The sequence below is a fragment of the Variovorax sp. 01N429 genome (genome assembly GCF_056399425.1).
In genome coordinates this window covers 220,933-234,485 of sequence record NZ_JBFTRG010000005.1, presented here as the reverse complement: position 1 = coordinate 234,485, position 13,553 = coordinate 220,933, and the positions used below count along the sequence as shown (strand labels likewise).

Genomic DNA, 13,553 nt, shown 5'->3' with positions numbered 1-13,553 from the left:
AAGGGCCGCGCAAGCGGCCCTTCTTGCTGAAAGAATCACGCCATGCTTGCGCGTCCCACCGATCCGATCGTTGCCATTGCCACGGCCTCAGGCCGCGGTGCCGTCGGGATCGTGCGAGTGTCCGGAGTGCAGATGGCGCCTCTGATCGCAGCGATCTGCGGCCGAAGTCTCAAGCCGCGAGAGGCCACGTACCTCCCGTTTCGGGACGCCACGGGAGAGCCCATCGACCATGGACTCGCAATCCATTTCCCTGCGCCCCACTCGTTCACGGGCGAGGATGTTCTTGAGCTGCAAGCACATGGGGGACCAGTCGTGCTGCAACTGTTGCTGGCGCGATGCCTTGAGGCTGCCGCTGAACTCAATGCCGCGACGGCCCAACCTCGACTCAGTGGCCTGCGAGTCGCCGAGCCCGGTGAGTTCAGCCAGCGCGCCTTTCTCAACGGCAAGATCGATCTGGCCCAGGCGGAAGCCATTGCTGATCTGATCGATGCCAGCACGGAAGCCGCGGCTCGCAGCGCAGGGCGGTCGCTGTCGGGGGAGTTCTCGAAGGAAATCCACACACTGCTCGACGCCCTGGTTCGTCTGCGGATGCTGGTCGAAGCGACGCTGGACTTTCCGGACGAGGAAATCGATTTTCTGCAGGAAGCCGATGCCGCCGGCCAACTGACTTTGCTGAAATCGCAATTGGGGTCCGTTCAGCAACGTGCGCGGCAGGGCGCGCTGTTGCGCGAAGGCATCAAGGTCGTGATCGCTGGTCAACCGAACGCCGGCAAGAGTTCATTGCTCAATGCTTTGGCCGGTGCCGAACTGGCCATCGTCAGTTCGGTCGCCGGCACGACGCGCGACGTGGTTTCGCAGACGATCCAGATCCACGGGGTGCCGCTGCACGTGGTGGACACGGCCGGCTTGCGCCACAGCATCGACGAAGTGGAGCAAATCGGCATCGCGCGTGCCTGGGGACAGATCGAGGACGCAGACGCGGTGCTCTTCCTGCACGATCTCACACGCGCTCAGTGGCCGGACTACGCGGAGGCGGACTCGGCGATATCGGGCGCCCTGGCAACCAAGCTACCTATCGGCGTCCCCGTCATCGATGTGTGGAGCAAGCTGGACGCTGTGCCGTCAGCGCCCGAATCCACAGGCATCAACCTGTCCGCGCGGACCGGCTTCGGGATCGAAGCGCTTCGTGGCCGCCTGCTCGAAGTCGCAGGGTGGCAGTCGGTTCCCGAGGGGGTCTACCTGGCCAGGGCACGCCATGTACAGGCCCTGTCGCGCGTCGAGCAGCATGTCGACTGGGCGGCAGAGCACTTGGCAGCACGAGCCCAGTCCCTGGATCTTCTGGCCGAGGAACTGCGCCTGGCGCAGAACGCGTTGAACGAAATTACCGGCGAATTTGGCGCCGACGACCTGCTGGGCGTGATCTTTTCCCGCTTCTGTATTGGTAAGTGACCGAGAATGCAAGCGCTTGTGACAAGTGTCACTATGCATTTAAGCTTCCGCAGATACTCCAGCAGGCACAGCAGGGGCTCACAACGATGTCATCCAGCATTCAAGATCTTTGCCGCGCGATCGCTCAGAACACCAGTTACGACGCGTTTGCGCCCGCTTTCAATGCCCAGCAATGGGAAACGGTCGCCTCGTATCTACAACCCCACGACATGCCTGCAGGCCAGGTGCTCATCGATCAAGGCGCCGTCGACCGGACGCTCTTTTTTATTGAACGGGGCGCACTCAGCGTTCATTTGATCGGCGAAAAGGGGCAGATGCAACTCGCGATCCTGAATCCTGGTTCCGTCGTCGGCGAGGGCGCATTCTTCTCACGGTTGCCGCGCTCGGCCAATGTGGTTGCGACGGGTGCGGCCCGTGTCTGGCGATTGACGGCGCTGCGATTTGCCGAAATGTCCAACCGCCAGCCGAATCTCGCGCTCGAACTCACGCTGGCTTTGGGCGCTGTGATTGCCAAGCGGATGGTGAACAAGCCGAAACGGGTCGCGGTGACCTGACCATGCCGGCAATATGTGCGGACTGCCGCACGGCCAACCGAGACGGTGCCAAGTTCTGCAAGGGTTGCGGCCATAGGCTCAGGCTCGTTGTGCCGGCCAATTCGACTGAGGGCCGACCCGATACGGAAGAGAACACTGAAGAGGATTGGCCCGCTACGCAGCGCATGCCCATGCGGCACCAGTTGGAGCGCGTCGAAGACTCACCGCCGTCGCGAGGCCTGTACGCATCTCTTCCGTCGGGCGGATGGCAATCCAAGGGTCCAAACTCGTCGGCAGCAAGTCCCCAGACGGTCCAAACGGGCTCGCGCGAGAGCGGGTCAAGGCGAATCGCCTCTTGGGGCTTGATCGCCGCGATCCTCGTCGTGGTCGGCGGCTGGTACGCGCTCAACTCGCGAACCGTCAACGAACCGGCGAAAGTCCTGGATCGCATGCCGGTCGTCCAGCCGACACCTTCGCCCCCTGTTTCAGAGTCAACCGCTTCGGCGCCGGCCGCTGATGCGGCGGAGGCCCCGCCGCCGCCACCACCGGCACCGCCCCAGGCAGAATCGCAGCTCGCGCCGCCGCAGGATGCGCCCATCAAGCCTGCCGCCGCACCTGCCAAGGCGCGCAAGCCGGCAGCGGTCCGCATTGCAGCGCCGGCAGTTCCGCCTCCGCCGTCCCCCGTCGCCGCGCCCGAGCCGGCCCCAGCGCCCGCCGCTCCGCCCAGTCCGCAGTCCGCTTGCGAAGGCCTCAATTTCTTTGCACGCGCAAGATGCATGGCAGCGCTGTGTGCCAAAGCCGACTACAGGGCGCACGCTCAGTGCGAAGCCGTGCGACGCCAGCAGCAGATCGAGGAAGAAAAGCGGAATCCGTCCTTGCTCAACTGACGGGCAAGGCGCCGCATCACCCCTTTTGCAGCTTCTCGATCGCCATCGCCAGCGCGCCAGGTTTGCCTGACAGCACCAGCGTATCTCCATCCGCGAGCACCGCTTCCTCCGTAGCGTCTGCCGTCTTTCCGTCCCGGCGGCGCAGGCTGGCGACGCGTACGCCCAATGCTTCAAGCGCAAGTCGCGCGAGCGGTTGCCCGATGGCGCGCGCTCCCGCCGAAAGAGTGAAGGTGTTGAGCCGCTCATGGTCGACCTCATCGGCCTTGTCGTCATCGGCGCCATGGAAGTACCCGCGCAGCAGGTTGTAGCGCGCATCTCGCTGATCCTGCACCACGCGGATCACGCGACGCATCGGCACGCCGACGAGCGCGAGCGCGTGGCTGGCGAGCATGAGGGATCCTTCGATGGCTTCGGGCACGACTTCGGTGGCGCCGGCGGCCTGGAGCTTCTCGAGGTCGCGATCGTCCTGTGTACGCACGATCACCGGCACCTGCGGTGCATGCGAGCGCGTATTGGCCAACACCTTCAGTGCACCAGGGACGTCCTGGTAGGTCACGACCACCGCGCTGGCACGAGCCAGGCCTGCCGCCATGAGCGCCTGCAGCCGCGCCGCATCGCCAAACACGACGGAGTCCCCCGCCGCAGCGGCCTGGCGAACTCGATCCGGATCGAGATCGAGCGCCAGATAAGGAATGCCTTCGCGCTCCAGCATGCGCGCGAGGTTCTGCCCGCAGCGGCCGTACCCGCAGATGATCACGTGTTGGGCGGTGTTGATCGTCTTGCGGGCGATGCTTGTCATCTGCAACGATTGCTGGAGCCAGTCGCTCGCAACCAGCTTTCGCACGATGCGATTGCTGTACATGATGATGAAAGGCGTGGAGAGCATCGACAGCACCATCGATGCAAGGACGGGATTGACGAGCCATTCCGGCAGCAGTCCTCGGCCCTGTGCCAGCGCCAGGAGCACGAATCCGAACTCGCCTGCCTGGGCCAGATACAAGCCAGTGCGCAATGAGACGCCGCTTGTCGCACCCAGCATGCGCGCGAGCGCCGTCACCAGCGCCAGCTTGAAGGCCAGCGGAATCAGCAGCAGCGCCGCAACGAATACCCACCTCTGAACGACGACATGCCAATCGAGCGACATCCCGACCGTGATGAAGAACAAGCCCAGCAGTACGTCGTGAAACGGGCGGATGTCTGTCTCGACCTGGTGTTTGAACTCGGTCTCGGAAACAAGCATGCCTGCGACGAAGGCTCCCAGAGCCAGGCTCAGGCCAGCCAGTTGCGTGAGCCAAGCCAGTCCGAGGGTGACCAGAAGAAGGTTGAGCATGAACAGCTCTTCGCTGCGCCGCCGTGCGACCAAAGTCAGCCACCACCGCATCACGCGCGGTCCGCCGTACAGGAGAACGGCGATCAGGAAGATTGCCTTGATCGACGCGAGACCGAGCGCCTTGAGAAGCGCTTCCGGAGGTGCGCCCAGAGCCGGAATCAGCACCAGCAGCGGCACGACGGCGAGATCCTGAAACAGCAGCACGCCCATGACGCGCTTGCCGTGCTCACTGTCGAGCTCGAGGCGTTCAGCCATCAGCTTCACGACGATCGCGGTGCTACTCATGGTGAGCGCACCCGACAGCACGAGGGCAGTCTGCCAATCGAGACGCCATTGCTGCGGCAGCACCGTGGCGATCAGCAAGGCGCCCGCGGTCGCCATAGCGATGGTCAACATCACCTGCAGAAGACCGAGCCCAAACACGTGTCTGCGCATCGCGCGGAGCTTGGGGAGGCTGAATTCCAGCCCGATGACGAACATCAGGAAGACGACGCCGAATTCGCCCAGGTGCTGGATGCCTTCGGAGTTCTGGGCCAGTGCAAAGGCATGTGGGCCTATCAAGACGCCGGAAGCCAGGTAGCCAAGCATGGGCGGCAGTTTGAGAGAGCGGCACGCGACCACGCCGATGACCGCGGCAAGCAAGTACATCAGCGTCAGGTCGAATGAGGTCATGGCTTGATGCTACTGAATGTGCGAGGGTTCAGCGGCGCGCATTCCGGCGCGCCGGCCTCGCCCGATAAAATCCCGCGATGAGCTTTCGCCCCGACTCACCCCTGACTGCCGACCCTGAAGCCATGCTCGCGCGAGCTCGCACCACTTTCGACATCGAAGCGGCTGCTGTCCTCGGACTGAAGGAGCGTGTCGGGCCGAGCTTCGTCGAGGCGGTCCAAAAAATTCTCGATGTCCGCGGGCGCGTGGTCGTCATGGGCATGGGCAAGAGCGGCCATGTCGGCCGCAAGATCGCTGCCACGCTCGCTTCGACGGGCACTCCGGCCATGTTCGTGCATCCCGCCGAAGCAAGCCACGGCGACCTCGGCATGATCAAGGCGGTCGACCTCGTGCTCGCCATCTCCAATAGCGGCGAAGTCGAAGAGCTCACCGTCATCCTTCCCGTGGTCAAGCGGCAAGGCGTGCCATTGATCGGCATGACCGGGCGCCGAGACTCCACCTTGGGGCGCCACGCTGACATCGTGCTCGACAGCAGCGTCGAGAAAGAAGCCTGCCCTCTCAACCTCGCGCCGACGGCCAGTACCACCGCGCAAATGGCGCTGGGTGATGCACTCGCCGTCGCCCTGCTCGATGCGCGTGGCTTCGGCACCGATGATTTCGCGCGTTCGCACCCTGGCGGCGCACTCGGCAGAAAGCTCCTGACTCACGTCAGCGATGTCATGCGCTCGGGCGACGACGTGCCGCGCGTCGCGCCTTCAGCCAGCCTGAGTGACCTGATGCGCGAGATGAGCGCCAAGGGACTCGGCGCGACCGCGGTGGTCGACCCCACAGGACGGGCGATCGGCATCTTTACCGACGGTGACCTGCGCCGGCAGGTCGAAACCGGCGCCGACTTGCGCGCGCTCACTGCCGGCGACGTCATGCACGTCGGGCCGCGCACGCTGCGCGCCGATGCGCTGGCTGCTGAAGCGGCCGACCTCATGGAACAACATCGCATCACCAGCGTGCTGGTGGTGGATGCGTCCGGCGTCCTGATCGGAGCACTCAGCATCAACGATCTCATGCGCGCGAAAGTCATTTGATGGCCATTGAATTCCGGCCGGAAACGCTTTTGGCAGCTCAGGACATTCGCGTCGCGTTTTTTGACGTCGATGGCGTGCTGACCGACGGCGGCGTCTACTTCAGCGAGCACGGCGAAACGCTCAAGCGTTTCAGCATCCTCGACGGATACGGCCTCAAGCTGCTGCGCATGGCGGGCATTACGCCAGCGGTCATCACCGGGCGTGATTCGAAACCGCTCCGCGTGCGTCTCGAGGCGTTGGGAATCCAGCATGTGCGCTACGGCACCGAGGACAAGCTGCCAGCCGCCGAGGCGATGCTCGCGCTCCTCGGAACCGACTGGCAACATGCCGCCGCAATAGGCGACGACTGGCCCGACTTGCCTGTGCTTGCGCGCGCAGCCTTCGCGGCCGCACCCGCGAACGCCCATACGGAGGTGCGAGCGATTGCCCATCACGTGACGAACGCACGCGGCGGCGAAGGCGCGGCTCGAGAGTTCTGCGACTTGCTCCTGACGGCTGGCGGACATTACCGCCGGCTGCTGGACGGTGCGCGGGGCCTGCCCGCATGAAGTCGGCCTGGAGTTTCCTGCGCGACGGATTCGATCGCGTCACGATTTATCTGCCGCTCATCCTGACTGCCACCCTCGCGCTGGGAACCTATTGGCTCGTTCGCAATGCGCCGAGGCTGCTCGAACCCACCGCCAAGGAAGCGCCGGCGCACGACCCCGACTTCTTCATGCGCGACTTCGTGGTCAAGAGCTTTCAACCGAACGGCGATTTGCGCACGGAGCTTTTCGGTAAGGAAGGACGCCACTATCCGGACACTGACACGCTCGAGGTCGACGAGGTGCGCTTTCGTTCCATCTCGGACCAGGGCCTGGTCATGCACGGGTCGGCGAACCGCGGTTTGTCGAATGGCGACGGCACGGAGATCCAGCTTTTCGACAATGCCATCGTGATTCGCGATGCCGCGACGACGCCGAAAGGCGCTCCGCTGCCGCGGCTGGAGTTTCGCGGCGATTTCCTGCATGCCTTCACCGACACCGAGCGCGTCAAATCGGACAAGCCGGTCATCCTGACCCGCGGGGCGGACACGTTCACCGCCGATTCGATGGACTACGACAACCTGACGGGTATTGCCAATCTCAAGGGTCGCGTTCATGGCCTTCTGGTGCCGTCGGCAGCGATGGCTGCGCCGGCTCCGAAGCGAAAGCCATGACCCTTGCTTTCATCACCGGCGCGTCCAGCGGCATCGGACAGGCACTCGCAGCCCGCTTCTATGCGGCGGGCTACGATCTCGCGCTCGTGGCCCGCCGCACGGCGGAGATCGAAGCCTGGGCGGTGGAACGGCAGATGGATCCTGCTCGCTGCCAGATCTACAACGCCGACGTGGCGGACATCGACAGCGTTGTCGCGGCCGGAAACGCATGCCTGGAACGCCAGGGCGTTCCCGACGCGGTGATCGCCAACGCAGGCATCAGCGTGGGCATGGACACTGCCGAGCGCGACGATCTTGACGTGCTCGCCCGAACGTTGGCGATCAACAACATCGGGCTCGCTGCGACTTTTCATCCCTTCCTCCGCGCCATGCAGGCAAGGGGGAGCGGTCGTCTCGTCGGCATCGGCAGCGTCGCCGCGATACGTGGGCTGCCGGGGCATGGGGCCTACTGCGCGAGCAAGGCCGGTGTCGTGGCGTATTGCGAAAGTCTCAGGGGAGAAATGCGGGCCAGTGGCGTCAAGGTAGTGACCGTGTTGCCTGGGTACGTCGACACGCCGCTGACGCAGGGCAATCGCTACGGCATGCCATTCCTGATGCAGCCGAACGACTTCGCCGAGAAGGCATTCCGTGTCATCGAGTCGGGCAGCAGCTATCGGGTGATCCCTTGGCAAATGGGCGTGGTCGCGAAGGTCTTGCGCCTGCTTCCGAATGCGTTGTTCGACCGCGCACTGCAAGGTCGCGGACGCAAGAAGCGCGCTGGCGAATAGCCATCAAAAAAGGCTCCCTGAAAGGAGCCCTTTTGCTGTTCGACGTCGGTCGGAATGAATCAGTAGCCGCTGTTGCCGCCGTTGCCACCGCCGTAGCCGCCGCGGCCACCACCGCCGCCGCCACGAGGGCCAGCACCGTAAGGGCTGCGGAAGCCGCCGTCGCTGCCGCCACCGCCGCTGCGGCTGCCACCACCGCCACCGTAGCCACCACCGCCGCCGCCGTAACCACCGCCGCCGCCGCCGCTGCGACCACCGCCGCCACCACCACCGTAGCCGCCGCCACCACCGCCATAACCACCACCGCCGCCGCCGCCGCCGTAGCCGCCACCACCGCTGCGGGGCGGACGAGCTTCCATCGGGCGAGCTTCGTTGACCACAACGCTGCGGCCGCCCAAGGGCTGGCCGTTCATGCCGTTGATTGCCGCTTGCGCTTCAGCATCACTGCCCATCTCTACAAAGCCGAAGCCCTTGGAGCGCCCGGTATCCCGCTCCATCATGACTTTGGCGCTGGTGACGGCACCGAATTGGCCGAAAGCCTGCTCGAGATCGCCGTCACGCACCGAGTAAGGCAGATTACCGACGTACAGTTTGTTGCCCATCAAGGGACTCCTAATAAACACGTAAAAAAAGCGATGGAGTCCCGAGAGCACCGCAAGGCGGAATCCGCCAATGTTGCGCGAAACTGACCGATCACCCAATCACCTCCACCTGAATTTCAGAGGGAGGCTCGCGCATTATGTGGGAAATAAAAGTTGCGCAAGTAGGAATTTGCCCGGACCGATGTCGCCCGCAAAATATATTTGATGTTAGTGCAAACTTACATGAAAGAGGTAGGCCACGCTACAATCCCCCACAGTCATCGGGGAGTAGCCGCCTTCCATTGCGAGAAGGGTTTGCGTCAACAGACTTGTCCTACATCGAGTGGGATATGGCGCAAGCAGCGGACAGCCTGGCGAGACCTTTGACCGTGCGACTTCGGGTTCGGCCGAGTTGTCGTGCGGTCAATTGCGTCTTCGGCCGAGGGATCCTTATTCATGGAAGCTTTTTTCGTTGCCACCGGCGTGGTCGCTCTCGCCGAGATGGGCGACAAGACCCAACTCCTCTCGCTCGTGCTTGCCGCGAGATTCCGCAGGCCTTGGCCGATCGTTCTCGGAATCCTCACCGCCACAGTCCTCAACCACGCATTAGCGGGCGCCGTCGGAAATTGGGTGACGCACTTCCTGGGCCCGGTCGTCCTGCGCTGGATCCTCGGTGGCTCGTTCATCGCAATGGCGCTGTGGATACTCGTCCCCGACAAGCTCGAGGACGACGAGGTTCCCAAGTCTTCTCGCTTCGGCGTTTTGGGGACGACCGTCATCGCCTTCTTTCTCGCCGAAATGGGCGACAAGACGCAGATTGCAACGGTGATGCTCGCGGCGCGTTATGTGGATGCCTATGCGTGGGTCGTTCTGGGCACGACGCTCGGGATGATGCTGGCGAATGCGCCGGTCGTGTGGCTTGGGGAGCGCATCGTCAAGCGCGTGCCGATCAAGCTTGTTCATGGCATCTCCGCCGTCATCTTTCTGGCGCTGGGCGTGGTCGCTTTGATCGACTGGGGTTGAAAGACAGAACGTCATATACTTTCGCGACGCGCCGATTTGCTCCAGCTTGCGGGCGCTTAACAAATGCAGCTAAAGACGGATGCCGACCCGGCTCGTTTTTGGCGAGGCCGGGTCTTTTTCATTCATGTCGTTCGTCGTTACTCCGCAATCCATGCAGTTCGCCGGCCCGCTGGCCCTGACCAGCGGCGCTTCGATCTCCGACTACACACTTGCTTTCGAAACCTACGGCGAACTCAACGCCGACCGCAGCAACGCGGTGCTGGTGTGTCATGCGCTCAATGCGTCGCACCATGTCGCCGGCATGTACGCGGGCCAAGCCAAGTCCGAAGGCTGGTGGGACAACATGATCGGGCCCGGAAAGCCGGTCGATACCGACCGGTTTTTCGTCATCGGCATCAACAATCTCGGCTCGTGTTTCGGCTCGACAGGGCCGATGCACATCAATCCGGCAACCGGCCGCGCCTACGGAGCCGACTTTCCGGTGGTCACGGTCGAAGACTGGGTCAATGCGCAGGCCGCGTTGCTCGATGCGCTCGGCATTCACACGCTTGCTGCAGTGATGGGAGGCAGCCTCGGCGGGATGCAGGCGCTCTCATGGGCTCTGCAATTCCCGGAGCGCGTGCGAAATGCCGTGGTGGTGGCGAGCGCTCCGAGTCTCACCGCACAGAACATTGCATTCAATGAAGTGGCGCGCCGGGCGATCGTGACCGATCCCGACTTCAACGGCGGCCACTTCTACGAGCACGGTGTCATCCCCAAACGAGGCCTGCGTATCGCGCGAATGGTCGGCCATATCACCTACCAGAGCGACGACCTCATGAACGAGAAATTCGGTCGGGCCCTGCGCAGTGCGGTCGAAGGGAGCGCCGTCAACACCGACTTCCTCTATTCGACGCAAGAGGTCGAGTTCCAGATCGAAAGCTATCTGCGCTACAACGGCGACAAGTTCAGCGAGTACTTCGACGCCAACACCTATCTGCTGATCACGCGCGCGCTCGACTACTTCGACCCCGCGCGAACCCACGGCGGCGACCTTCGCGCCGCGCTGGCCAAAGCATCGGCCAAGTTTCTGTTGGTCAGCTTCACGACCGACTGGCGCTTCGCTCCGGCGCGCAGCCGGGAGATCGTCAAGGCGCTGCTCGACAACCGCCGCAACGTGAGCTATGCGGAGATCGACGCGCCGCATGGGCACGATGCCTTTCTCCTCGACGACGTGCGCTACATGAGCGTCGTGCGCTCGTACTTCGAGCGCATCGCTGGCGAGCAGACCCTGTCACCCAAGCGCGTGGAAGTCGCACCGGCATGAGTGATCTCGATACGCAACGCCTCATTGCGCGACTCGTGCCGGAGGGCTCTCGCGTGCTCGATCTGGGCTGCGGCGATGGATCGTTGCTCGACCTTCTTCAGCGCGAGCGCGGATGCAGCGGCTACGGCGTCGAGATTGCCGATGGCAACGTGCTGCAATGCGTGCGACGCGGCGTCGACGTGATCCAGCTGAACCTCGACGAAGGCTTGGCCATGTTCGACGACGCGTCTTTCGATGTTGTGCTGCAGATCGACACGCTGCAGCACTTGCGCAACGCCGAGGTGATGCTGCGCGAAACCGCCCGCGTCGGGCGCATCGGCATCGTCGCGTTCCCGAATTTCGCGCATTGGCCCAACCGCATCAGCATCGCGCGTGGCCGCATGCCCGTGACGCGCCGGTTGCCCTACCAGTGGTACGACACGCCCAACATCCGTGTCGGGACATTCAAGGACTTCGGAGTGCTCGCGCGCAAGAACCGCTTGCGGGTGCTCGACTGTTTCGGCCTCGAAGCGGGACACGAAGTGCGCTGGCTTCCGAATGCGCGCGCCAGCACGGCAGTGTTCAAGTTCGAGCGCGGCGAATAGCCAATACCCAATACCAATATACCCGGCGAAGATGGGCGGCGAGCGCCCGACCCCCATGTCCTTCACACTTGCTGCTCCGACGCACAGCGAGCTGATCATCAAGAAAAGCCGATTCATCGGCTGCGTCCAGCTGGTCGCCAATCGCGAAGCGGCGCACGCCGTGGTGGCCGCGCTTCGCGCCGAACATCCCGGAGCCGCTCATGTCTGCTGGGCATTGATGGCCGGAGGCCAATCGGCGGCGAACGACGACGGCGAGCCAAGCGGCACTGCTGGACGGCCCATGCTCGAAGTGCTGCGCCATCACGATCTCGAAAGCGTGCTGGCCACGGTTGTGCGCTACTTCGGCGGCGTAAAGCTCGGTGCGGGCGGCCTGGTGCGCGCCTACACCGACAGCGTTGCGCAAGCGCTCGTTGGCGCGACGCTCATTCCATTGGTGCGTTTGCGCACTCTGAATTGCGCAGTCGCCTATGCGTTCGAAGGACTGCTGCGCCGCGAGATCGCCGCAATGGGCGCGACGCTCGACGAGGTGCATCACGACAGCCAAGTGCGTTTCTCGTTCACCCTCCCGCAATCGGCCGCGGATGCGTTCATCGCACGACTGGACGACGTGACGCAAGGGCGAGTTGCGTGGCTTAGCGCGTGATTGGCCGAACATGCTCGGCCGCGCGAGCACAAAAGTTCGCAGGCATCACGCTTTGGACTTATTCAGTTACGCCTATTGCGCAATGAAGTGCCGCCTTCGGTGACGGCGTTCTTACGATAGTCGATTTTGAGGAGCTACCCATTGGCCACACAGTCCCCCTTCTTCGGCAAGCGTGATCGCGACGCTGCCGACAATGTCACCTCCCGCCCCGCGCCGCTGATGGGTTCCGGTACCAATCTTTCCGGTACGCCCGTCAGTCCCTCGACGCTCACCACGCAGGCCGCCAACGCCGTTGCCAGCGTCGCCGCCCCCAAGGAGGGCGGCAGCAAGCTGACCGTGGGTCCCAACATCAAACTGAAGGGTGTCGAGATCACCGATTGCGACACGCTCGTCGTCGAAGGCCTTGTTGAAGCCACGATGGATTCGCGCGTGATGCAGATCGCCGAACAAGGAGCGTTCAAAGGCTCGGCGGAAATCGACATCGCCGAAATCCGCGGTCTCTTCGACGGCAATCTGACGGTTCGCGAAAAGCTCGTGATTCACTCCACGGGCAAGGTCACCGGCAAGATCCGCTACGGAAAGATCATCATCGAAGAAGGCGGCCAGCTTTCAGGCGAGATCACCTTCGGCGCCGCGGCGGCCGGCAGCAGCAAGCCCGCGGCGGCTCTTCACGCCGCTGCCTGACGCGCATCACGGGTCAGCTCAGTCGCTCGATCAAGGCACCGGCGGCCGCCGGTGCCTTTTCTTTTGCGCCGTTGATGAAGTAGACAAACACGTCACGCGCTTTCGAGGCGCCTGACTTGTCTTCTTCAACATGGGGCAATGACGAGGGTGTTCCGCCCGCGGCCCAGGTTTTCGCGGCCTCGGCCCATTCGTCCAACGCCTTCGGCGCGTATCCGGACGCAAGCTTCGCGTCGCTGTTCATCAGGCGCGCGTAGACGAAGTCGCCCGTCAGGTCGGCAAACGACGGAAACTTCGGCGAATCCGTGAAGACGGTCGCCACCTTGTGCTTGCGGACGAGCGCAAGGTACTCGGGCGTTCGAAAGCTGTCATGGCGCACGTCCAGCACATGACGCAGCGCACGGCTGCCTTCCTTCTTCGGCAGCAGTTCCAAAAACGCTGCGAGATCTTCCGGGTCGAACTGTTTAGTCGGCATGAATTGCCACACGATCGGCCCCAACTTGCTGCCGAGTTCGCCGATGCCGCTGTCCACGAAACGCTTGATCGATTCACCTGCCGTGGCGAGTTGCTTGCGATTGGTCGAGAAGCGCGAAGCCTTCATCGAAAACACGAAATCGTCCGGCGTCTCGTCGTGCCACTTCTTGAAAGTCGTCGGCTTGAAGGTGCTGTAGTAGGTGCCGTTGACCTCGATGGCGGTGACGTGGCGACTCGCGTAGTTCAGTTCCTGCGCGTGCGGAAGACCCGCCGGATAGAAGTTGTTGCGCCAGGGCTCGAAGGTCCACCCTCCAATGCCGACACGGATTCGCTCAGCAGCGGCGTTCAT

At 63.4% G+C, this 13,553-nt stretch carries 15 protein-coding genes and 1 riboswitch; of the genes, 12 read left to right on the top strand and 3 right to left on the bottom strand.

The genetic code is table 11. From position 1 onward, the window contains the following. Positions 1-42 precede the first annotated feature (42 nt). From mnmE to AC1DSF_RS11560, 3 genes are all read left to right on the top strand, one after another. Positions 43-1,449 carry a tRNA uridine-5-carboxymethylaminomethyl(34) synthesis GTPase MnmE gene (mnmE, locus tag AC1DSF_RS11570; protein ID WP_478127578.1) on the top strand — a complete coding sequence of 469 codons (1,407 nt, stop codon included), beginning with the start codon at positions 43-45 and terminating at the stop codon, positions 1,447-1,449. 86 nt (positions 1,450-1,535) lie between these two features. Next, the gene (locus AC1DSF_RS11565; protein ID WP_478127640.1) at positions 1,536-2,003 is read left to right on the top strand and encodes a Crp/Fnr family transcriptional regulator; all 468 of its coding nucleotides are present in this window, start codon (positions 1,536-1,538) and stop codon (positions 2,001-2,003) included. Between the two features lie 341 nt (positions 2,004-2,344). After that, positions 2,345-2,869 (top strand): hypothetical protein, encoded by a 525-nt coding sequence (locus AC1DSF_RS11560; RefSeq protein ID WP_478127577.1) that lies wholly within the window; start codon positions 2,345-2,347, stop codon positions 2,867-2,869. 16 nt (positions 2,870-2,885) lie between these two features. On the opposite strand, the gene AC1DSF_RS11555 is transcribed toward AC1DSF_RS11560, so the two are convergent. Next, entirely contained in the window at positions 2,886-4,871 is a 1,986-nt protein-coding gene (locus AC1DSF_RS11555) for a monovalent cation:proton antiporter family protein (RefSeq protein ID WP_478127576.1), read from the bottom strand. Positions 4,872-4,948: 77 nt separating this feature from the next. Between AC1DSF_RS11555 and AC1DSF_RS11550 the strand changes: the two genes are divergently transcribed. The 4 genes from AC1DSF_RS11550 to AC1DSF_RS11535 are packed head-to-tail and all read left to right on the top strand — an operon-like array spanning position 4,949 to position 7,915. Next, positions 4,949-5,950 carry a KpsF/GutQ family sugar-phosphate isomerase gene (locus tag AC1DSF_RS11550; RefSeq protein ID WP_478127575.1) on the top strand — a complete coding sequence of 334 codons (1,002 nt, stop codon included), beginning with the start codon at positions 4,949-4,951 and terminating at the stop codon, positions 5,948-5,950. After that, positions 5,950-6,498, top strand: coding sequence for a KdsC family phosphatase (locus AC1DSF_RS11545; RefSeq protein WP_478127574.1), 549 nt, complete (start codon positions 5,950-5,952; stop codon positions 6,496-6,498). Before AC1DSF_RS11550 ends, AC1DSF_RS11545 begins: the two co-directional genes overlap by 1 nt. Continuing rightward, positions 6,495-7,148, top strand: a complete 654-nt coding sequence (lptC, locus tag AC1DSF_RS11540) for an LPS export ABC transporter periplasmic protein LptC (protein WP_478127573.1) — start codon at positions 6,495-6,497, stop codon at positions 7,146-7,148. Before AC1DSF_RS11545 ends, lptC begins: the two co-directional genes overlap by 4 nt. Further along, on the top strand, positions 7,145-7,915 hold the full coding sequence (locus AC1DSF_RS11535) for an SDR family oxidoreductase (RefSeq protein ID WP_478127572.1): 771 nt from the start codon (positions 7,145-7,147) through the stop codon (positions 7,913-7,915). The genes lptC and AC1DSF_RS11535 overlap by 4 nt, the downstream gene beginning before the upstream one ends. A gap of 59 nt (positions 7,916-7,974) precedes the next feature. Here the strand turns inward: AC1DSF_RS11535 and AC1DSF_RS11530 are convergent, their stop codons facing one another. Then, the gene (locus AC1DSF_RS11530; RefSeq protein WP_478182866.1) at positions 7,975-8,514 is read right to left on the bottom strand and encodes an RNA recognition motif domain-containing protein; all 540 of its coding nucleotides are present in this window, start codon (positions 8,512-8,514) and stop codon (positions 7,975-7,977) included. 250 nt (positions 8,515-8,764) lie between these two features. After that, positions 8,765-8,937, top strand: a riboswitch (yybP-ykoY riboswitch). 12 nt (positions 8,938-8,949) lie between these two features. On the opposite strand from AC1DSF_RS11530, the gene AC1DSF_RS11525 reads away from it, so the two are divergent. The 5 genes from AC1DSF_RS11525 (at position 8,950) to AC1DSF_RS11505 (ending at position 12,733) form a co-directional block, all read left to right on the top strand. Further along, entirely contained in the window at positions 8,950-9,516 is a 567-nt protein-coding gene (locus AC1DSF_RS11525) for a TMEM165/GDT1 family protein (RefSeq protein ID WP_478127570.1), read from the top strand. A 124-nt stretch (positions 9,517-9,640) separates the two neighbouring features. Continuing rightward, positions 9,641-10,822: a homoserine O-succinyltransferase MetX gene (metX, locus tag AC1DSF_RS11520; RefSeq protein ID WP_478127569.1), complete on the top strand. Its 1,182-nt coding sequence runs from the start codon at positions 9,641-9,643 to the stop codon at positions 10,820-10,822. Further along, positions 10,819-11,406 (top strand): methionine biosynthesis protein MetW, encoded by a 588-nt coding sequence (gene metW, locus AC1DSF_RS11515; protein WP_478127568.1) that lies wholly within the window; start codon positions 10,819-10,821, stop codon positions 11,404-11,406. The genes metX and metW overlap by 4 nt, the downstream gene beginning before the upstream one ends. 55 nt (positions 11,407-11,461) lie before the next feature. After that, a complete protein-coding gene (locus tag AC1DSF_RS11510; RefSeq protein WP_478182865.1) occupies positions 11,462-12,049 on the top strand; it encodes an IMPACT family protein in 588 nt (195 codons plus the stop codon). 141 nt (positions 12,050-12,190) lie between these two features. Continuing rightward, complete coding sequence (locus AC1DSF_RS11505; protein WP_478127566.1) at positions 12,191-12,733, top strand: bactofilin family protein; 543 nt, start codon at positions 12,191-12,193, stop codon at positions 12,731-12,733. A gap of 13 nt (positions 12,734-12,746) precedes the next feature. On the opposite strand, the gene AC1DSF_RS11500 is transcribed toward AC1DSF_RS11505, so the two are convergent. Next, positions 12,747-13,553 (bottom strand): DUF72 domain-containing protein, encoded by an 807-nt coding sequence (locus AC1DSF_RS11500; RefSeq protein ID WP_478127565.1) that lies wholly within the window; start codon positions 13,551-13,553, stop codon positions 12,747-12,749.